A 21,502-nucleotide genomic window follows, 5' to 3' on the forward strand; every position below is an offset into this window, starting at 1 on the left:
GATATTCTTATTCGGGTTTCTAAAATCTGACAATCATGTGTATGATCCAAACAAGCAAACTTTTTGCCCACTCCGAGAGCCTTGGGGCATTTAGCCCTTATTATTATAAGGACCATTCAGGTAAATTTGTTTTTCGTGAATCCTTTGAGGAGATAATAGCCCAATATCCGGAAAAACTTGAAATCGATATAAGTGCTTTACAATGTGTGTTAAGCAGAAAGTTTATCCTGGGAGACAAGACTATCGTCAATGGAATTTACCGTTCGCCCTGGATGGGAAAACCTAACAGTGAGTTAAACCAATGGGAATTTCATCATTTGCCTGAACATAAAGAGGTTATTCGCAGTCAGGAGGAAATTGCGGCAACACTATTTGAGTTGTTGTGTGAGGAAGTCAAAGACGCTGTAGGGCCGGCGAAATCCGTGGGAATACTGCTTAGCGGGGGAATGGATAGCCGGGTAGTAGCTGGCGTTTTGGACCAATTGATAAAGGACAAAAAAATACCTGCGCTTAAAGTAGTGGCCTATACTTGGGGCAACGAAGATAGCAGAGATGTTAATTATGCAAGAGCGATAGCAAAGAGATCAGGTTGGGATTGGAAACATTATGTAGTTGGCCCCGAAAAATTATGGAGAAATATTGTGCTGGCGGGAAAACGTGGATGTGAATTTTCCGGGTTGCACCTGCATGCCATGCCCGATATTGCGGTTGATGCGGTAGAAGATGTGGATATAATTTTAGCGGGAAGTTACGGGGATAGCGTTGGAAGAGCGGAATTTTCAGGTATGCATTTGACCAGCCTTAGGCCCATAGACTTTAGTGTGCGGAATTTTGCTCACTTAATCAGTAAATCTGGACAGACCAAAATAAAAAAATCCCTGCGGGATGAAGTTTCCCGTTATCGTAGACTATTCCCCCGAAAACATCTTTACCAAAAAAATGAGCTGGATTACCAGCTGCATTATATGAGAAGGATGCTCAATCCATGTATGGAGGTTATCCATGGAAAAGTACCTTTATATCAGGCTTTTACTTCGCCCAAGGTATTTGGATATATTTGGTCCATGGATGCTTCCTGCAGAGGCGATGGATTGTACGAAGAAATCCTGAGAGGTCCTTTAAAGCATTTGGCTGATATTCCCTGGGCAAGGACCGGGTTAAAATATCCCGAAAAAAAAGGAACTCCAGACGGTTTTACTAAAAGACACCATGATTACGGCCATTTCCTGCAAAATGATCTGACCGGGTATATTCATGAAACTGTCCAAAACCTCCATACAACAGCGATCAACCAGAAGCAAATTCAAGAGCTTTTTAAATTAACCAGAAAATATCAAGGGTTTAATTTTGATTACTTGGAGGCACTGGCCGTTGCGGTCTCGTTTATTATTTTTTCCAATACATATGATGTCCTGGCCGGGCCAAATACCCATGACAACCTTATCTCCAGAATAATTGACCCAGCCTATTTGACCGGGGAATATCATCTGAAACAAAAACTAAGGCAATTGCAAAAAGTCTTATAAGCAAATAAGGGGATTTTATATCTATGTATAGCCGGCTTTGAAAACAAACCACAGGTTTTAAAAGAAAGATTGATCGTGATTATATCTTTGGAAAACAGATACATTTATATAGCCGTCCCAAAAACCGGGACCACTTCTGTACAGAAATTTTTATTGGCTAATGATAAAACGGCATGCAAAAACGCCATAACTATAGATGGGAAAAAGTACAGGTTCAAAGAACATATGACCGCCCTGGAAATTAAAGAGGTGTTAGGGGAACATTATCCGAAATTCAAGACCATCGGCTTTATCCGGCATCCCTATGGCAGGATAGTTTCCAGTTATAATTTTTACCGCCAAGGGGCGAAGGGATGGGCTTGGAAAGGAAGGGAAAAGCAACGGCCTTTGACCCAGAAAATCAAAATTCTCTTTGCCAGATATTGCCCGTTCTATCTTTGGAGTGTCTTATATCCTTATAAATCCAATATTGAATACTTTGTCAACGAAAAAAATGAAACAATCGTAGACAAAATCGGGTTATTTGAAAACCTCAAAGTAGACTTTTCGGAGTTTTTCCGGAATCTGGATATTGAAATTGACAAATTACCTCATACCAATAGATCGAACCATAAGGAAGAAGCCTCTTATTTTAATAACCGTATGTTCCGATGGTTGATCAATATTAAAATAGCCAAAGATTACAGATTTTATCATCTCATACCCAATCAAAAGTGATCAGGTTGGCATTCCGGGATTAATGGAAGCACATGCAGTCATTTAAAATCACCTGTATCATCCATTCCTTGGGAATAGGAGGTATGGAGCGGGTGATGGCGGTTTTGTTGAGGCACTTTGGCCGTGAGGAGGATTTGAAGGTGGATTTGATCCTTATTGGCAAGAAGAGAGAGGTGGCGTTTGCCCTTCCGGATTCCATAAGGATTCACCGCCCTGCTTTTAAATTTGAAGCGTATGGCCGTTCGCGTGCGACCCTTAAAACCATGTATTTTCTCAGGAAGAAGGTCCGGGACATAAAGCCGGATACGGTGTTGAGCTTTGGGGAAATGTGGAACAACCTGGTCCTGTTGTCGTTAGCGGGTTTACCTTATCCGGTGTTTATCTCTGACCGGAGCCAGCCCAACAAGCATTTGGGCAGGTTCCATAATTTTTTACGCGACAGGTTGTACCCTGGCGCAAAAGGATATATCGCCCAGACCCAACAAGCTGCGCGGATTGCCAGGGATCAAAAATGGAACAGGAATATCAAAGTAATAGGAAATCCGGTCAGAAATATCAAAAAGTCAGCCTTTCAGCAAAGGGAGAAAATCGTCGTATCGGTGGGCCGGTTGATCGCCACCAAGCACTTTGACGCGTTGATCCGGATGTTTGTGGAAATAGATGAACCAGGATGGCAACTTATTATCCTCGGAGGAAACGCCAAAAACAAGGATTTACTGTCTGAACTGAACCAATTGGTGAAAACGCTGGGAGCAGAAAGCAAGGTTCATTTAGCAGGAGAAGTGAAAAATGTGGAAGCCTATTTAAACAGGGCTTCAGTTTTCGCGTTTGCCTCCAGTTCCGAGGGCTTTCCCAATGCCATTGCCGAAGCGCTGTCGGCGGGATTGCCTGTGGTCGCTTATGATTGTGTGGCTGGCCCTTCGGATCTGATTGAGGATGGTGAAAACGGGTTTTTGGTCAAGACACATGACCAGCATGATTTTAAAGCCAAACTCCAAACGTTGATGCGCGACAATGGTTTAAGGGAAAAATTTTCCAAACGGACAGGTTTGAAATTACACCCTCTAACGGCAGACCGGATTGCAGCAGATTTCTTGACTTTCATTACCTCTTGATGCGATTACTGATCAATACAGCGACAACTTTTAAGGGTGGTGGCGTACAGGTGGCCTTGTCTTTTATTCATGAGTGCGTACGGTTCCCTGAAAATGAATATCACGTTGTCCTTGGGGAAAATATTGCTGAAGTAGTAAACGAGGAAATGTTTCCGGGCAACTTCACCTTTTACTCCATAGGTTACAGGCCTGCACAAAGGGTCTTTTCTTTAAAGGACCAGGCTGTTTTTTTTAAGACATTGGAACAAAAGGTGCAGCCGGACTTTGTATTTACCACTTCGGGTCCGGCTTATTGGCGCCCAAACGTGCCCCACTTGATGGGTTTCAATCTGCCCCATTATTTGTACAAGGATTCGCCTTTTTTTGGATTATTGCCCCCCATGCAAAAACTAAAATGGTGGCTAAAGGGTAGCGTGATAAGGCATTTTACCCGAAAAGATGCAGATGCTTACGTGGTGCAGACGGATGATGTGAACCAACGCCTGCGAAAGTGGATCCGTTCGGAGGAGGTTTATACCATTTCCAATACATATGGTTCCCAGTATGACCTGGAACCGGAAGAAAGGGAAGTTCTCCCCAAAAAAGCAGCCGGGGAATTCCGGTTTTTAATTTTGTCAGGGTATTACCGGCACAAACACCTTGAAATCCTCAACCCCGTCATTGAAGGGCTGCAAGCTGCTGGAATAGATGCCATCCAATTTGTGATGACTTTGCCCGAAGAGGACTTTCATAGGACCATCAAAAAAGCAAACCGTCAACAGGTGCTCAATATAGGTCCCCAGCCTCCCCAAAAAGGACCGGATTTGTATAAGGCCTGTGATGCCGTCTTTTTGCCCACTTTGTTGGAATGCTTTTCGGCAACCTATGCGGAAGCCATGAAAATGGGTTTGCCCATTGTTACCACGGATTTGGGTTTTGCCCATACGGTTTGTGGGGATGCGGCTTTGTATTATTCGCCACTGGAAGCCAAGGATGCGGTGACCAAAATCAGACGGCTTTATGAACAGCCTAAAATATACAAGAAGTTGGTTGAAGCAGGTAAGCTGGAAATGAAAAAATTCAACTCTGCCAGGGAAAGGGCGGAAAAATACCTGGCGCTGGGCGCTCAACTTATTCAAAATTCAAATAAGTGGATAAAATAAAAGACAGGAAAATCGTCGTTATCAATCAGGCTACAAATTACTTAACCATAGGGTTTTGTAATTCATTCTACGAGAGGTTTGGCAGCGTTTCGCTGATCACAGGGAGTATTCATGTTCAGGGAGAACAATTGAATCCGGCCATAACAGTTACTAAAATCAATAAATGGGTTGAGCGGCCCTCTTGGAAAAAAATGTTTTCTTTTCTAAGAGCCATGCTCTCTATGTGGGTTTTGTTGCTGACGAGATACAGAAAACACGAAGTATTTTTTGTTTCCCTTCCGCCTATGGCTTATTTGCTCAATCTGGTACTGCCCAACCGGTTCAGCATGGTGATATGGGACGTGTATCCGGATGTCTTTAAAATCACCGGAATGCGGGAAAACCATGCGGTATACAAACTTTGGTCCCGGCTAAACCGTCGGTCGTTTCGAAAGGCTTATCGCGTTTTTACCATTAGCGATCGGATGGCAGATTTGCTGCAACAATATGTCGACCGCGCTAAAATAATTGTCCAGCCCATCTGGTCGATTTTTCAAGAGAATGAAAAGGTTATAAAAGAAGAAAATCCATTTGTTCAGATTCATTCCCTGGATACGTATTTTGTTGTTCAATATTCCGGAAATATAGGATTGACCCATAAGGTGGAAGTTTTGGTGGATCTGGCGGAAAAGATGCGGGAGTACGATCATATCCTTTTTCAAATCATAGGCAGAGGACCAAGAAAGCCTGTATTGGAAAAGTTGGTTTCCGAAAAAAGCCTTCCGAATTGTCAATTTTTGCCTTTTCAGACTGATGAAATGTTTCCCTTCTCTTTAAGCGCTGCGGATTTAGGAGTGGTGATTTTGGATGAGAAGACCAGCAGGGGCAGTGTCCCCAGTAAATCGTATAATTTAATGAGTTATGGTATTCCTTCCTTATATATTGCCTCAGAAGATAGCCAGTTAAAGGTCTATGCAGATAAGTACAACCATGCCCGTTGTTACAGTGAGCAGCAGTTGGATGAAGCGGCGGAATTTATTTTAAACCTGAGCGAAAGCAAAGCGCTTCAAAAAGAGATGGCCCTTGCGGCAGAGAGGGCCTCTTTGGATTTCAGAAGAAACAATGCGCATAAATTTGTTGAAAAATATTTGAATGAACATCCCATAATCCATACTGAGGAAAGTGTTGAATATCAAGCAAAAAATTTTTGACAATCTTAAAAACATTCCCGGTTGGCGGACAGACCGTAAACTGGTGGCATTTGCGGTGGACGATTATGGCAATGTGCGGCTGAACTCAAGAGCGGCATACGAGACAGTGAATAAGGCTCATCAGGTTAAAGGCAACCGCTTTGATCAATATGATACGTTAGAGACAAGGGAAGACTTGGAAGGATTGTACGAGGTGCTGGCGAGTGCCCGGGATGGGCGTGATCATCACGCGGTTTTTACACCTTATGCACTTCCCTGTAATATCGATTTCGAGAAAATGGGGGAAAGTGATTATTGCGATTACCATTATGAACTGCTTCCCCAGACGTATGAGAAATTGGAAGCGCAGCAACCGGGAGCTTATAGCGGTACGTGGGCATTGTGGAAGGAGGGAATACGGAAAGGGTTGATGCAGCCTCAATTTCATGGTAGGGAACATTTTAATTTAAAAGTTTTCGAGGAAAAATTGGCGTGCAAAGATCCCGTATTGATGGCTTCTTTGGAAAACCGCTCTTTAATCGGACTGGGTAAAACAAACTATCCGTCGATCAATTGGACGGCAGCGTTTTCTTTTTGGGATGCTGAAAGGGATACGGAGAGGTTCCCGGAAATTTTGCGAAGGGGTGTAGATGCCTTTGAAAGAGTATATGGCTACAGGGCTGTGGCTTTTACGCCTCCAGCCCAGCAGTTTCCGGAGTCTATGGAGAAGGACTTAACGGTATATGGGATTCAGGCATTGGATAAGCCCTTTTTTCAGCGCAGGCATATGGGGATGGGGAGGTACAAAAAACGACTGGCCTATGCGGGATACAAACCGGAAAATGGTCTGGTTCATCTGGTACGCAATGTGGTTTTTGAACCCACCCATGGCGGTTTCGACCATGTGGCAAAGGCGATACAGCAGATTGGGGCGGCGTTTAGATGGAATAGGCCCGCCCTTATATCTTCCCACCGGGTAAATTTCTGTGGACATATTGATCCGAAAAACAGAGCAAAAGGCCTGGGGGATCTTAAAAGTTTGCTGGACGCAGTTGTTAAAAAATGGCCGGAGGTGGAGTTCGTGTCGGTGTCGGAATTGGTGAAGATGATGGCACGCAGGTGACGCGGATTGAGCGGATTTCCGCGGATAGAATATTTAAAAAAATCAGTGCAAATCCGCCGCACCCGCGATTATCCGCGTTCCAATGGATAGACCACAAGTGCCACAGATTTAGCGGATTACCGCGGATAGGACATAAAAAAATCAGTGCAGATCCGCCGCACCCGCGATTATCCGCGTTCCAATGGATAGCCCACAAGTGCCACAGATTTAGCGGATTACCGCGGATAGGACATAAAAAAATCAGTGCAGATCCGCCGCACCCGCGATTATCCGCGTTCCAATGGATAGACCACAAGTGCCACGGATTTAGGGGATTACCGCGGATAGGACATAAAAAAATCAGTGCAGATCCGCTGCACCCGCGTTTATCAGCGTTCCAATGGATAGACCACAAGTGCCACGGATTTAGCGGATTACCGCGGATAGGACATAAAAAAATCAGTGCAGATCCGCTGCATCTGTGTAAATCAGCGTTCCTTAACAGACCCGGCAGTTAACCCGGATATTCTTAGAAATAAGCAAATATGGTTTTTTGAAGATAAATGATTATCATTAGAGAGATTTAACCAATTTTTTATGCATGGAAAACTTAAAATATCAAAACATTACGGAGGCTGTTATTCGGTCGTTTTATAAAGTATATAATACCCTTGGGTATGGTTTTTTGGAAAAGGTATATGAGAATTCGCTTTTTTATGAATTGGCTAAAAAGGGATTTTTGGTGGAGAAGCAAAAGCGGATCAGGGTGTTTTATGACGAGACGCCGGTAGGTAATTATTTTGCGGATCTGATTGTCGAGGATAAAGTGATCATTGAAGTTAAAGCCGCCGAAAGCCTCGTTCCAGAACATGGATACCAACTGATTAATTATTTAAAGGCCACGGAAATGGAAGTAGGCCTGCTGGTCAATTTCGGTAAAAATCCTCAGTTTGTAAGGAAGGTATTTTCGAATAAGGGGAACGCGGATGCCACGGATTATGCGGATTACCGCGGATAGGACATAAAAAAATCAGTGCAGATCCGCCGCACCCGCGTTTATCCGCGTTCCAAGGAATAGACCACAAGTGCCACGGAATATGTGGATTACCGCGGATAGGACATAAAAAAATCAGTGCAGATCCGCTGCACCCGCGTTTATCCGCGTTCCAATGGATAGACCACAAGTGCCACGGATTTAACGGATATTCGCGGATAGAATATAAAAAACATCAGCGACCATCCGCCGCACCCGCGTTTATCCGCGTTCCAAGGAATAGCCCACAAGTGCCACGGATTATGCGGATTACCGCGGATAGGACATAAAAAAATCAGTGCAGATCCGCTGCATCAGCGACTATCCGCGTTCCATAGTGAGAACGCCACGGATTATGCGGATAAGAAAAAAAAATCAGCGACCATCCGCCGCACCCGCGTTTATCCGCGTTCTATCTCAATCTCGTAAATTGTGATTTTATGAAATTAAATCGAATATTATACTTTGGATACTATCTTAAACAATTGGATAGGGAGAAGTTTTCAAGATTTCTGAATTATGTGCATCATGAAACCGGAAAATCGAGAATGGCCTTGTTGAAAGAGATCACATCTTCTGTGTTTCTCTACAATATTTCTTTGCTGGAATATTTTCAATTCGGTTTTTATGGCGACAATAAAAGCGAACGAAAAAACTGGGCGGGGACGGGGTTTATGTATGAATATCAGCGGCTGATGAACCCGCCTTCTTCGCGAAGGATTTTGGATGATAAGCGGGAATTCTATAAAGCATACCAAGAATTTTTTGTCCATAAAACACTTACTCTGGATGCCGCTGAAGCGAATCCTGAGTTGCTGGATGAGTTTCTTCATCATGCCATCGGCAAGCTGGTTCTTAAAGATGCCACCGGCAAATGCGGGTCAGGTGTAGCCGTGGTCTCCAACCGGGATTTTGACAGGCAGTCCCTGTTGAGCCATATGCACCGGCATCGGTTTGATTTGATTGAAGAGTTTTTGGTTCAGCATCCTGCTCTCCAGGAATTGGCCCCCACCGCGGTGAACACGGTGAGGATATTCACCCAGGTGAATGCCCGGAATGAAGTGGAACTGCTCGGGTGCCGGCTGCGCATCGCTGTGGATGGCCCTGTAGACAATATGGCTGCGGGGAACATGGCTGCTCCTATAGAGGAGTCTACGGGTATCATTAACGGAGCCGCTGTTTTCAGTGATATTACCAGGCAGTCTTGTGAAACCCATCCGGTCACGGGGGTTCGTATCTGGGGTTTTCAAATTCCGTTTTGGCAGGAAATACTTACTTTAGTCGAAAGGGCGGCATTGAAGCATCCCCAGAACAGGTCCATAGGATGGGATGTGGTGGTGACTGAAAATGGCCCTGGCCTGATAGAGGGCAACCACGACTGGTGCAAACTGGTATGGCAATTACCCGTGAATCAAGGTTTAAAATCCATTTTAATAAAACATCAACAAGAACTGACAAAGCGTTAATGTATCAGAAAATAGTCAAGCGCATAATTGATTTTGTGGTGGCATTGCTCGCCCTGTTGCTTTTATCCCCTCTCATTGTTTTTTTGATTGTTGCTTTGGCTATACAGAACGGCGGTCCCGCTTTTTTCTTTCAGGAAAGGCCAGGGTATAAGGAAAAACCTTTTTACATCATCAAATTCAAATCAATGAATGATAAAAGGGATGCCAGGGGACGACTTTTACCGGACATGGAGCGGATGACCCGGCTGGGCGGGTTGGTGCGGAAACTTTCTTTGGATGAGTTGCCGCAATTGATCAACGTGTTGAAAGGAGATATGAGTCTGGTGGGGCCAAGGCCCTTGTTGTTTAAGTATATTCCATTGTATTCCCCGCAGCAGCGGCGCAGGCATGAAGTGAGGCCGGGCATTACAGGCTGGGCCCAGGTAAACGGCCGCAACGCCATCTCTTGGTCGAAAAAGTTTGAATTGGACCTCTATTACGTGGATCATGTGGATTTGGCACTGGATTTGAAAATACTTTGGATGACCGTATTGAAAGTTCTTAAAAGGGAAGGGGTCAACCAAAGTGAAACCAGGCCCATGGAACCTTTTAACGGTTATAACTGAAAGGGATGAAGTGTTCCGATATTAAATAAATACCCTACCAAACTGACTACAAAATGAAGATCTTGATTACCGGCGTCGGGGGACCCACTCCCCGCAGTTTTGCCATTGCCCTGAAAAAATATTCCCCCTACCGGGAAGTGGAACTGATAGGCACAGACAGCAATGTACTTTCTGTAGGACTTTATCAGAAGGATTTATTTGATAAAAGCTACGTGGTTCCTCCTGCCGACGCCGAGGAATATTGGGAGGTAGTGGAAGACATTGTGAGGGAAAATAACATTGGTATGGCAGTGGTTCTTCCTGAACAGGAGGTGCTCGCCTGGTGTGCGCGCGATGAGACCGCCGGCCTTCCCTGTAAGAGCCTGCTCCCTCACAGCAGACTGGCGGAAGTTTTGGTGGATAAGGGCAAAATGACGGATTTGCTGGCAGCGTCCGGTTTGGTGCCGCCATCTATGGCTTTTTCAAGAAATGAAGCAGATTTTGAGCACCTCTTTGATGTGCTGGGGGATGATTTTTGGGTGAGGAGCGCTTCAGGAACAAGCGGCCTGGGATCCTTGCGGGTGGATTCGAAGGCAACGTTAAGGAATTGGATGCAGATCAATCCCGATGTGACAGATTTTCTTGCCAGCAAGTATTTGGCGGGCAGGAATCTAGCCTGTAAGTTGTTGTACTATGAAGGTGCATTACTAAGGGCCGCCACAGCGGAGAGAGTGGAGTACATTATGGCCAAAGTGGCGCCATCCGGTATCACCGGCAATACTTCTTTCGGAAGGTTATTGAATGAACCTGAGCTGGTGAGTGTGGCCGTGAGGGCCATGGATATTATTTTTGAGGCTGTAGATGTAAAAAAACATGGTTTTTTTACGGTGGATTTTAAAGAGGACCTGGATGGCAGACCCTATCTGACGGAGGTGAACGTACGCCATGTGGCATTTACCCAGTGTTTTGCCGCGGGTGGAGCCAATTTTGCGGCCGATACCATAGATTTATTACGGGGTGCCAGTGATTTTGACCGTAATTTTAAAATCTATGAGTTTGAAAAGGATTTGATTTTTTTAAGGGATGTGGATGTAATTCCGGTGCTGATGAAGGAAACAGAGTTGTTGAAGGATTATAAAAGGTTGATGCTGTAAGAGGCGGGTAGAGGTATTATTCCTTCCCTATTGGGGCTGTCTCATGGAACTACAAATTCCGTTTATAGCTGGCCATCAGGCAACGGTTTCATGCAAAGAGGGCGACGTGTATCCTCTATTGATATGCATTATATTTTTTTTAACAGGCTATTAAAAGCAAGTTAAAGCCAAGTCTAAAGCAGGATTAAAGCAAGTTACAAGCAAGGATATTTTATACCATATCCGTATCAAAGCTGATGTTCACCCACCCTTGATCCTGATCCCAGTCCGATGCCTATCCGACCTTTATCAAAGGTGACAGATTTACAATTTCGTAAGGAGATTACTTCCTCGCGGGCAGCGATACGATAAACCATATGACCTTTTACCGCTTCTCGTAATGACGAAAAAGCTTCGTCACGAGGCTTAACATTTGGAAAATGCACAAATCGGGATGACGGTTTCTTCCATGCGCAGCCGATATGGCTGTCCAAAACCGTCAAAATCAGTGTTTTTCAACCATCTGAATAACAGTGCATTGTACGACACGTCATCGGTAGGAGTTTGCGACGAAGCAGTCCTATTTTACGCAATCGTCTGGGGACCGCTTCGTCGCGGGCACCGTGTCCGTCAAATATAACGTCAGATTTCCGCTCCTTGCGATTACAGGACGGGTTCTTTGATGCAGCTTGTTAAATACTGTTCCAGTTGAATTTCCTTAGGTTTTTTATCAATCAATTTTTAATCAACCCGGCATTATGGATATTCGTGCTGCTGGTGGTGTTGGCAGGACGTGGTTGGAAAAAAGGTGTATGGGGCAAAGCTGTGGCTTTGCTTTCTTTTTTGGTGATACTGGGCCTATTCAGGCCGTTTTCCGATGCGGTTATCTACCGGATGGAAAGCCGTTATCCTGTATTGGACCTGACCATGACCGGATATCCCCAAAAGGTGCTGGTATTGGGTTCCGGCGGCTTGCCTGATCCTGATTTGCCCGCTTCCCAGCAGATGAGCAGTGCTTCCCAGGCGAGGGTGCTGGAGGCATATCGGATTTGGAAAACCTTTCCTGAAGTGACATTGGTCATGTCCAGTGCCGGACGGGAAGGTTATGTGTCCCAAGCACAAATTTATGCCAATGCACTTAGGGAGTGGGGTGTGCCTGAAAGTAGTGTGCAAGTGATCCCTACTCCCTTGACTACCATAGAAGAGGCGAGGGATTTTAAAAGAATGTATCCAGGGGAAGACCGGCTCATCCTGGTCACTTCAGCCTTGCACATGCCCAGGGCGATGGAAGTATTCAGGAAGCAGGGTTTGAAACCTGTAGCAGCACCTACTTCTTTTCTTTATAGGCCCCATCCCGGAGGGAGCAGGTATGGTTATGTGCCGAGTCTGCAGTCGCTAGCCAATTGGCAAAAGGTACTGCATGAGTGGCTGGGCATGGTGCAGCTGGCTTTTCTGGATGAAGTGTAGGTTTGAAAGATTGGAAGAGACAGGTTGCGAAAGCGAAATACTTTCCGGTAGAATTTTCGAAAAGTGGAGGAAGGAACTGATTTCTGGGAGTCAGAATGAGAGGAATGTTGGAAGCCCTTATTCTCCTTTCAGTTTACCCTTGCTTCCCTCATCTTCCCATTCCCCGCTTCCCGCCTCGGACTCCGGACTCCGGATTTCCCCATTATTCTTTATATAAACATTCCAAAATAAATTATTACTTTTAAAGTATGCGGTGTTTTCTACTCCTATTCCTGACGTTATTATCATCAGGTCTGTCAGCACAGACAGTTCCTGCGGGGCATCCGGTGCTGGAAGAGGCGCTAAGAAGGAAGCAGTTGGTCGGGGAAATATCCCCTGATGTGTCTTTTGTACAGCGGCCGATAAAGGTGAATTGGACGGGGGATGGCAAATTCCCCTCTGACTCTTGGGAATCTTTCCGGTTAGGGGTACATGGCACCGATACCATCGTGCAGGAAAAATTTTGGTGGCAGCCGTTGCCCATTCGTAACTTTTCCCGGTACAGCACAGGCAGACCTTACGGCAATGCCCCGGGCATGATGGTGCCTGCTGTGGGAATGCAGACGCTGGCGAGCGGTGGAATAGAAGGGAAATACAAGTGGATTTCTGGGTATTTTCAGCCGGAATTGCTTTTGGTGGAAAACCGCAGGTTTCCAGGATATAGGGATATTTTTGACCAGAGGGTCAATAGCGCACGTTTTCGGTATTGGAATAACGGGGATCCCAGTGAGCGCCTCGCTCCGGGAAGGTTTGCCAGATTGGGCTGGGGCAATTCTAAGTTGGCGCTTCGGGCGGGTGCTTTTGAAGCCGGGATTTCTACTGAAAATATTTGGTGGGGACCCGGGCAGTTCCATGCTTTGACGTTCAGCAATCAGGCCAGGGGTTTCCCTCATGTCAGTCTCAATACCCATAAACCTTTGGAAACCTTTATCGGCAATTTTGAAGCCCAGATGGTAGTAGGCCGTTTGGCCAATAATTATGCGCCCCCCTCCCAAATAGATGAATTGAACAATGCTTATTTTGAACCATTACCAAGGAGTTCCAGGTACTTGAATGCATTTAATATCGTGTACTCCCCCAATTTGTTGAGAGGTTTAAGTCTGGGTTTGTCCAGGACCTTTCAACAGTTTAATTCGGAACGGGGGCAAAGTTTCTGGGACTGGTTTCCGGTCTTTGAGCCCTTCCAGAAATCCAAGCTGTTTGAGGATGGCCATAGTGTGGATTACGATGATAGGGAACAGGACCAACAAGCGACCGTGTATGCCCGTTATTTTATTGCGAAGGCGAAGATGGAGGTGTATGCAGAATATGGACGCAGGGACCATGCCTATAGTTGGAGGGATTTCGCAATGAATCCGGAGCATTCCCGGGCGTATATTCTGGGATTCAATAAACTATTTCCCACAACAAATCCGGGAAGATGGTTTCAGATGAGGGGAGAAATGGTGCATGGATCGCAAAGTGCCAACACGATGGTCCGATATAGCGGCATCAGTGGCGGTATGAGCTGGCATATGCATGGTCAGGCCAGGGGATTCAGAAATCACGGGGAATATATGGGCATAGGAGCAGGAGCGGGCACCAACCTGCAGACTTTGGAACTGTCTTTGGTAGAGGGGGTCAACAAGTTTGGAATCCTTGCGGAGCGTGCCGCCAACCATATGGATTTTTATAACCGGGCTTTTCAAGGTCAGGAAAACGCCCGTCCTTGGGTGGATTTCAGTGGGGCGCTGCTGATAACCCGGGAGTGGAACAGGTTTTTGATCGATGGCAGGATACAGGGAATAACCGCTTATAATTACCAGTGGCAGATCAATGCGGATACAGAGAGCCCTCTGCCCCGGGGGCATTTTGGGAAATTCAGCATCCTCGCCCAGGTGCATATGTATTATTTGATTGACTGGAAGTGAGTGGAGGGGTTTCCGCCCGGTTCCCTGTTCTACGTTCCCGATTTTTTTTTTCTGAATACTGCGTGAATAGGGAATAGGGAAAAGAGAACAGGAGGTTTCCGCCCGGTTCCCGATTCCCGGTTCTCTGTTCCCTATTTACTGAACACTGCGTGAACGGTCAACACTAATCAGGGATACACAGAGTTTCCGCCCGGTTCCCTGTTCTACGTTCCCGATTTCCTTTTTTCTGAATACTGCGTGAATAGGGAATAGGGAAAAGAGAACAGGAGGTTTCCGCCCGGTTCCCGATTCCCGGTTCTCTGTTCCCTATTTACTGAACACTGCGTGAACGGTCAACACTAATCAGGGATACACAGAGTTTCCGCCCGATTCCCTGTTCCCTGTTCCCCGTTTCCCGAGTACCCAGTGAAAAGTGAATAGTGAAAAGTAAATAGGAAGTTTTTCATCCGATTCCCGATTTCCTGTTCCCTATTTTCTATTTTTGAATACTGCGTGAACGGTGAATAGTGAAAAAGAGGTTTCCGCCCGATTCCCTGTTCCCTATTTTTGAATAAATTCATTGAATTAAATAAAAAAGTAATGCAGCACAAAATATGGCTTTCCCCACCCCATATGGGAGGATCGGAGGAAAAGTATGTGAAAGAAGCTTTTGACAGCAACTGGATTGCCCCGCTTGGGCCCAATGTCGACGGATTTGAAGAGGATATAGCCAAATATACCCAGTGCGGACATGTGGCGGCTTTGTCCTCCGGCACGGCGGCGATCCATCTGGCTTTGGTGTTGCTGGGTGTGGAGCCTGGGGACCTGGTCATCTGTCAGTCTTTTACATTTTCAGCTTCTGCCAACCCCATTCGCTATCAGGGGGCCATTCCGGTATTTGTTGACAGTGAGGCGGAGACCTGGAACATGTGCCCTGAAGCATTGGAAAGCGCTATTAAAGCTTGCCTATCCGGTAAAGTATCCGGTACATCAAAAAAGGGCAAAAAGCCTAAAGCCATTATTCCGGTGCATCTCTATGGCATGCCGGCCAAAATGGAAGCCATCATGGATGTAGCCGCAAAGTATGGAATTCCTGTTATCGAGGATGCGGCCGAAGCCTTGGGTTCTTCTCTAAAAGGCAGGATGTGCGGGACTTTTGGTGACTTAGGAGTCTTTTCTTTTAATGGCAATAAGATCATTACTACCAGTGGGGGTGGGGCATTGGTGGGGCAGGATGTGGAACAAATAAACAAAGCGCGCTACCTGAGTACCCAGGCAAGGGACCCGGCTCCCCATTATCAACACTCGGAAATCGGCTATAACTACCGGATGAGTAATGTGTGCGCGGGCATCGGCCGCGGACAGATGAAAGTGCTGGACCAATGGGTAGAAAGAAGAAGAAACAACCATATGTTTTATAGGGAAGCGCTCCGGGGCTTGGCGGGGCTTAGCTTTTTGGAGGAGACGGAGGGTGCATACAGCAACAGATGGCTAACCACCGTGCTGGTAGATCCTGGGAAAGCCGGCGTGGACCGCATGATGATCATGGACGCTTTGGCAAAGGAGAACATAGAAAGCCGCCCACTTTGGAAACCCATGCACCTGCAGCCCGTGTTCAGGGATTATCCCTTTTTTGGGAAAAATATTTGCGGCATGATTTTTGATTCGGGGGTGTGTTTGCCTAGTGGTTCCAGTCTTAGTGAGAAAAATCTGAAAAATATTGTCCAAATATTAAAAAAAGTTATAAAAACTTGATCGTTTTTTCGAGAATAGGTTATTGTTATTTGAATTGGGCTAAAAGTATTTCGATTTAGCCACATTACGATCGTCCCTAAAAAAATACAATTCATCAAAATTTTTCGGCTGGTCTTCAGCTGTTTGAGAAGCGCCTGCATGTTGTAAAAGTAGTTGGAATCAGCTACTTTGACCCATATTTTAAAATTTACAACATGTACATATACGGTGCATCTGATCAAGGTAGAGTGGTAATCGACATGGTGGATGGTTATGAAAGAATTCACGGAGTCTTTGATGACAATCCCCATATAGCGTCGGTTTTGGATTATCCTGTTTTGGGAAGCGTACCTTTGGATTTTGTTTTTGACCATGCCGTTTTCATTGCCATAGGCGACAACAGAATCCGGAAAAAAATACACTTAAAACTTAAGAAGAAGAAAGTCAGGTTTGCCACCATTATTCATGATTCGGCGATCTTCAGCAAGCGGGCTGTGCTCGATGAAGGCAGCGTGGTGATGGAGGGCGCAATTGTTAAGGTCAACAGCCGTATCGGAAAACAGGTGATCGTGAACACGGGTGCAAGTGTGGACCACGACTGCCTCATCGGCGATTTCGTACATCTCGCGCCACAATGTACCCTGTGTGGCGGAATAGAAGTGGGGGAAGGGACTTTGGTGGGTGCCAACAGTATTATCCTTCCACGGGTTAAAGTGGGGGCTTGGTGCAAGATCGGGGCGGGAAGTGTGGTCACCAGGGATGTTCCCGACGGTAAAACGTGGATAGGCAATGGTTTGAAACAAAAAAGCCTGCTTAAGGTTTCGCAATGAAAATTCTTAGTTGTGGGGATTTAGGGAATGGTTCCGGTACAATGATCCAGGATCACATTTTCAGTTTTTTTAAATTTATTTTTTGAGGGGTGGCTTTAAAATTATAAAGCCACCCTTTTTAGTTTCACTGGTTGTCACCCGGATCATTGCCCACTTCTTTCCTGTTTTACGAGATATTAATGTGTGTTCTGTTTTGATCATTACTTTGCCCTTTTTATATTTCTAAATTGGATATTTATAGATATACATGCTTTATTATTGATGATTACAAGGGTAATAACATGGTTATATAAAAATAGTGATGAAAAATTAAGATAGGTTGAGGAAATAAAGGATAAATTTTTGCTTTTATTAAAAACGATTTGAACAGTTTGGAATGGTATTTGCCTAAATTTCTGAAATTGATACTATGATTTTTATATTTGATATATTAATAAAAAATTAATCAACTATGTGTATAATAAGATATATTATTATATATATTCGTGATATTATTTAACATTTAAGTACAAAAAAAGTTTGATGACCGGAAAAATAATTCTTGCTATAATGCGAAATACATAAAACAGCTTAAAAAGTTCTTATACTCGTATAAGATTCAATTTGAACGGTTGTAATTGTTTTTCAAAATGATTTTAATGTAATACAAACTTTTATGATTGAGTTTGCTAGAAAATTGAATATACTGCCTCGCTGGATAATCGCGAGCCTGGATGGTTTGATCCTGTTCCAAAGTGGGGTATTGGCTTATTTGTTGCGCTTGAATTTTGACTGGTCAGAGATGGAAAAACACCATGTGCTTCGGGGGGCGTGCATTTACCTGTTGCTTGGCCTTATGGTCATGTTTTTCACGAAGAGTTATGTGGGCATTGTAAGACACACCGGAAAAAGGGACGGCATGCTTTTGCTGAGGACCATATTGGTTACGGCTGTATTGGTAAGTGCGATGAACTGGGGGCTTTCTGCGTTTTCAACCCTAAACCACATTATGCCGTATTCAGTTTTGGTGATAGCCTCAGTCCTGTCCTTGTTTTTTCTGGTCCTGTACCGTTTGATGGTAAAAGATACATTCCAGATACTTAAAAACAACCAGCAGAACAAGCCTGAGAGGAGAGTATTGATTTTCGGCGCCGGGGAAGCGGGCATATTGACTTTTCAAGCGATCTGTAAAGACAACGAATATCGGTACATCACTTACGGTTTTTTGGATGACGATCCCAACAAGGTGGGCAAGTTGATTGAAGGGAAACCTGTTCTGGGTGGACTGGAGCAGTTGAGGCAGGTGACTGAGGAGAAAGATGTGCGGGAACTGATTATTTCAGTACAGGATATTTCCGCTTTGCGGAAGCGTGAAATCATAGAAGAATGCATTTCATTGGGTATCCAGGTCTATACCATCCCTCCTGTAAACTACTGGGTAAGTGGGGGGCTTCAGCCAGGAAATATCAGGGAGGTGAACATCGAGGATTTGCTGGGCAGGGATTCCATTTGTCTTGAAAACGAGCGGGTAATCCAATACCTCAAAAACAAGACCGTGTTGGTTACCGGCGCCGCCGGATCTATAGGCAGCGAGCTTTGCGTGCAAATAGGCAGGGCAGGTGCTGGCAAGCTGGTGATGGTGGATCAATCAGAATCCCCGCTTCATGATATGGAATTGAAACTACTGGAAGAGTTTGCTGATCTTGATATCAGGATGGTGTTGGCCGATGTGACGGACGCCCAGGGAATGGAACGCCTGTTTAAAAAGTATGTACCCCAAGTGGTATTTCATGCAGCAGCCTATAAGCATGTGCCTATGATGGAGATATACCCCCGTGAGGCGGTCCGTTGTAATGTATTTGGTTCTAAGCTGATAGCTGACCTTTCGGTACAATACGGTGCCGAAAAGTTTGTACTGATCAGTACGGACAAAGCCGTCAACCCCACCAACGTCATGGGAGCCACCAAGCGGATTGCTGAAATGTATGTGCAATCCTTGGACAAGGAGTTGGAAGGGCAGGAGAAAAGGAGTACCCGTTTTATTACTACCCGGTTTGGCAATGTCTTGGGATCCAATGGATCAGTCATACCGCTTTTTAGAGATCAGATAAAAAACGGCGGGCCTTTGACTGTAACCCATCCTGAGGTCACACGCTTTTTTATGACCATTCCCGAGGCCTGTGACCTGGTCCTCGAAGCTGGCGTAATGGGACATGGCGGGGAGATTTACGTTTTTGATATGGGGGAGCCGGTAAAAATCATTGACCTAGCCAAGAAAATGATCCACCTTAGCGGGAAAAAACTAGGGGTCGATATCAACATCAGCGTTACAGGACTAAGGCCAGGAGAAAAATTATATGAGGAACTTTTGAACAACAAGGAAACCTCTCTTCCCACACACCACGAGAAAATCAAAATTGCCCAGGTAAATGCCGGTAGCTATGCCCTTATCAATATGGAATTGGAGGAGTTACAGAGATTGGCGGAAAAGGGGGAGGATATGGATATCGTGTCTCAAATCAAGCGGATGGTGCCGGAATACCTCAGTCAAAGCTCCCGCTTTGAGGTGCTGGACAAGGTGGAAAAGTAAATGCGAGGTCGGTCACGGTTCCTGTTCTTTCTTCCCATTTCCCGTTTCCTGAAAATTCAGTGGATAGTGAATAGGGAAAAGAGAACAGGAGTTTCCGTCCGATTTCCTATTCCCGGTTCCCTGTTCCCTATTTCCTGAATACTGGAGTTAATAGTGAATAGGGAAAAGAGAACAGGAGTTTTCGTCTGATTTCCTATTCCCGGTTCCCTGTTCCCTCTCCTGAATACTGAGTTAATAGCGAATAGGGAAAGGAGAACAGGAGTTTCCGTCCGATTTCCTATTCCCGGTTCCCTGTTCCCCATTTCCTGAATACTGAGTTAATAGTGAATAGGGAAAAGAGAACAGGAGTTTTCGTCCGATTTCCTATTCCCGGTTCCCTGTTCCCTATTTCCTGAATACTGAGTTAATAGCGAATAGGGAAAGGAGAACAGGAGTTTCCGTCCGATTTCCTATTCCCGGTTCCCTGTTCCCTATTTCCTGAATACTGAGTTAATAGTGAATAGGGAAAAGAGAACAGGAGTTTCCGTCTGATTTCCTATTCCCGGTTCCCTGTTCCCTATTTCCTGAATACTGAGTTAATAGCGAATAGGGAAAGGAGAACAGGAGTTTCCGTCCGATTTCCTATTCCCGGTTCCCTGTTCCCCATTTCCTGAATACTGAGTTAATAGTGAATAGGGAAAAGAGAACAGGAGTTTTCGTCCGATTTCCTATTCCCGGTTCCCTGTTCCCTATTTCCTGAATACTGAGTTAATAGCGAATAGGGAAAGGAGAACAGGAGTTTCCGTCCGATTTCCTATTCCCGGTTCCCTGTTCCCTATTTCCTGAATACTGGAGTTAATAGTGAATAGGGAAAAGAGAACAGGAGTTTCCGTCTGATTTCCTATTCCCGGTTCCCTGTTCCCTATTTCCTGAATACTGAGTTAATAGTGAATAGGGAAAAGAGAACAGGAGTTTCCGTCTGATTTCCTATTCCCTGTTCCCTGTTCCCTATTTCCTGAATACTGGAGTTAATAGTGAATAGGGAAAAGAGAACTGGAAGTTTCCGCCCGGTTCGCTATTCCCTGTTCCCTGTTCCCTATTTCCTGAATACTGAGTTAATAGTGAATAGGGAAAAGAGAACAGGAGTTTCCGTCTGATTTCCTATTCCCGGTTCCCTGTTCCCTATTTCCTGAATACTGAGTTAATAGTGAATAGGGAAAAGAGAACTGGAAGTTTCCGCCCGGTTCGCTATTCCCTGTTCCCTGTTTCCTGTTTTCTGAATGCTTCGTGAATAGGGAAAAGTAAATGGGAGGTTTCCACCCGGTTCCCCATTCTCCTCAATGTGGCCAGGGTTGGGTAATGCGTTCGCGGATGTACGCTTTATAGGAATTGCCCAGACAGTATACCGCTGCTCCGAAAAGTAGAATGACATGAAAAAGGCCGTTGTTGTATATTCCCAAAAAGGAATTCAGGGCATTAAAAAAAGAATCGGTCTGGAGCAGGTTGGTCTTTACCCAATTGATTGAGAAAACAAGCCTGGTGAAAATGGAGAGGATGGCCAATACGCCGCCAACAATTCCTATTAGGGGCCTTTTGTAATGAATCAGCAGCCCAAAGGCGGCAAAGGTTTCTATAGCAGCCAATAGCACCGCCCAAAACAAACTGTAATCCAACGCCCCTATAAGGTTCAGTTTGGTAAACCCTCCAAACAGTAATAGTCCGGCAAGAGACCATCTGATAACATGTCCTCCTATAGACTCGGTTTTAAGATATTGCAAAAACTTTTCCACTTTTCAATTTAGGGATTTTTTTGGGTCGTACAAACAAATAGGCGACAAGAGATTTAAAGGGTCTTAATGACAGGTCAAGAAGCAAGCGTCCGGAGTCAGTAACAAGTGTCTGCACCGATAGGTGTGACTCATGATAACGCTGTAAAGATGCCGGACAAAAACCATTCCCTTTTTCAGTTCCAGCGTGATCTACCACAAAACAGGAACCTGAAATGGAG

Annotated in this window: 16 protein-coding genes; 15 read left to right on the top strand and 1 reads right to left on the bottom strand. The window is 45.1% G+C overall.

Going from position 1 to position 21,502, the window contains the following annotated elements; translation table 11 throughout:
* Positions 1 to 41 precede the first annotated feature (41 nt).
* The 15 genes from ACFPFU_RS07735 to ACFPFU_RS07805 all read left to right on the top strand — a co-directional run bounded on the left by ACFPFU_RS07735 (position 42) and on the right by ACFPFU_RS07805 (position 19,515).
* A complete protein-coding gene (locus ACFPFU_RS07735) occupies positions 42 to 1,526 on the top strand; it encodes an asparagine synthase-related protein (protein WP_377063160.1) in 1,485 nt (494 codons plus the stop codon).
* A gap of 75 nt (positions 1,527 to 1,601) precedes the next feature.
* Positions 1,602 to 2,243, top strand: coding sequence for a sulfotransferase family 2 domain-containing protein (locus ACFPFU_RS07740; RefSeq protein ID WP_377063162.1), 642 nt, complete (start codon positions 1,602 to 1,604; stop codon positions 2,241 to 2,243).
* A 32-nt stretch (positions 2,244 to 2,275) separates the two neighbouring features.
* Positions 2,276 to 3,358, top strand: a complete 1,083-nt coding sequence (locus ACFPFU_RS07745; protein WP_377063164.1) for a glycosyltransferase — start codon at positions 2,276 to 2,278, stop codon at positions 3,356 to 3,358.
* Positions 3,358 to 4,500, top strand: coding sequence for a glycosyltransferase family 4 protein (locus ACFPFU_RS07750; protein ID WP_377063166.1), 1,143 nt, complete (start codon positions 3,358 to 3,360; stop codon positions 4,498 to 4,500). Before ACFPFU_RS07745 ends, ACFPFU_RS07750 begins: the two co-directional genes overlap by 1 nt.
* A complete protein-coding gene (locus ACFPFU_RS07755; RefSeq protein ID WP_377063168.1) occupies positions 4,488 to 5,690 on the top strand; it encodes a glycosyltransferase family 4 protein in 1,203 nt (400 codons plus the stop codon). Before ACFPFU_RS07750 ends, ACFPFU_RS07755 begins: the two co-directional genes overlap by 13 nt.
* Complete coding sequence (locus ACFPFU_RS07760) at positions 5,662 to 6,792, top strand: hypothetical protein (protein WP_377063170.1); 1,131 nt, start codon at positions 5,662 to 5,664, stop codon at positions 6,790 to 6,792. Before ACFPFU_RS07755 ends, ACFPFU_RS07760 begins: the two co-directional genes overlap by 29 nt.
* 580 nt (positions 6,793 to 7,372) lie before the next feature.
* The gene (locus tag ACFPFU_RS07765) at positions 7,373 to 7,789 is read left to right on the top strand and encodes a GxxExxY protein (protein WP_377063172.1); all 417 of its coding nucleotides are present in this window, start codon (positions 7,373 to 7,375) and stop codon (positions 7,787 to 7,789) included.
* Between the two features lie 455 nt (positions 7,790 to 8,244).
* Positions 8,245 to 9,270 carry a sugar-transfer associated ATP-grasp domain-containing protein gene (locus ACFPFU_RS07770; RefSeq protein ID WP_377063174.1) on the top strand — a complete coding sequence of 342 codons (1,026 nt, stop codon included), beginning with the start codon at positions 8,245 to 8,247 and terminating at the stop codon, positions 9,268 to 9,270.
* Positions 9,270 to 9,875 (top strand): sugar transferase, encoded by a 606-nt coding sequence (locus ACFPFU_RS07775; RefSeq protein WP_377063176.1) that lies wholly within the window; start codon positions 9,270 to 9,272, stop codon positions 9,873 to 9,875. The genes ACFPFU_RS07770 and ACFPFU_RS07775 overlap by 1 nt, the downstream gene beginning before the upstream one ends.
* A gap of 53 nt (positions 9,876 to 9,928) precedes the next feature.
* Positions 9,929 to 11,008, top strand: coding sequence for an ATP-grasp domain-containing protein (locus ACFPFU_RS07780; protein WP_377063178.1), 1,080 nt, complete (start codon positions 9,929 to 9,931; stop codon positions 11,006 to 11,008).
* Between the two features lie 687 nt (positions 11,009 to 11,695).
* A complete protein-coding gene (locus ACFPFU_RS07785) occupies positions 11,696 to 12,454 on the top strand; it encodes a YdcF family protein (RefSeq protein ID WP_377063180.1) in 759 nt (252 codons plus the stop codon).
* 248 nt (positions 12,455 to 12,702) lie between these two features.
* A complete protein-coding gene (locus tag ACFPFU_RS07790; RefSeq protein WP_377063182.1) occupies positions 12,703 to 14,403 on the top strand; it encodes a capsule assembly Wzi family protein in 1,701 nt (566 codons plus the stop codon).
* 579 nt (positions 14,404 to 14,982) lie between these two features.
* Positions 14,983 to 16,137, top strand: a complete 1,155-nt coding sequence (locus ACFPFU_RS07795; protein ID WP_377063184.1) for a DegT/DnrJ/EryC1/StrS family aminotransferase — start codon at positions 14,983 to 14,985, stop codon at positions 16,135 to 16,137.
* A 194-nt stretch (positions 16,138 to 16,331) separates the two neighbouring features.
* Positions 16,332 to 16,946 (top strand): acetyltransferase, encoded by a 615-nt coding sequence (locus ACFPFU_RS07800; protein ID WP_377063186.1) that lies wholly within the window; start codon positions 16,332 to 16,334, stop codon positions 16,944 to 16,946.
* A gap of 655 nt (positions 16,947 to 17,601) precedes the next feature.
* A complete protein-coding gene (locus ACFPFU_RS07805) occupies positions 17,602 to 19,515 on the top strand; it encodes a polysaccharide biosynthesis protein (protein ID WP_377063188.1) in 1,914 nt (637 codons plus the stop codon).
* Positions 19,516 to 20,831: 1,316 nt separating this feature from the next.
* On the opposite strand, the gene ACFPFU_RS07810 is transcribed toward ACFPFU_RS07805, so the two are convergent.
* The gene (locus ACFPFU_RS07810) at positions 20,832 to 21,284 is read right to left on the bottom strand and encodes a hypothetical protein (RefSeq protein ID WP_377063190.1); all 453 of its coding nucleotides are present in this window, start codon (positions 21,282 to 21,284) and stop codon (positions 20,832 to 20,834) included.
* Between the last annotated feature and the right edge of the window lie 218 nt (positions 21,285 to 21,502).

This window comes from Negadavirga shengliensis (assembly GCF_042652345.1).
GTDB lineage: Bacteria > Bacteroidota > Bacteroidia > Cytophagales > Cyclobacteriaceae > Negadavirga > Negadavirga shengliensis.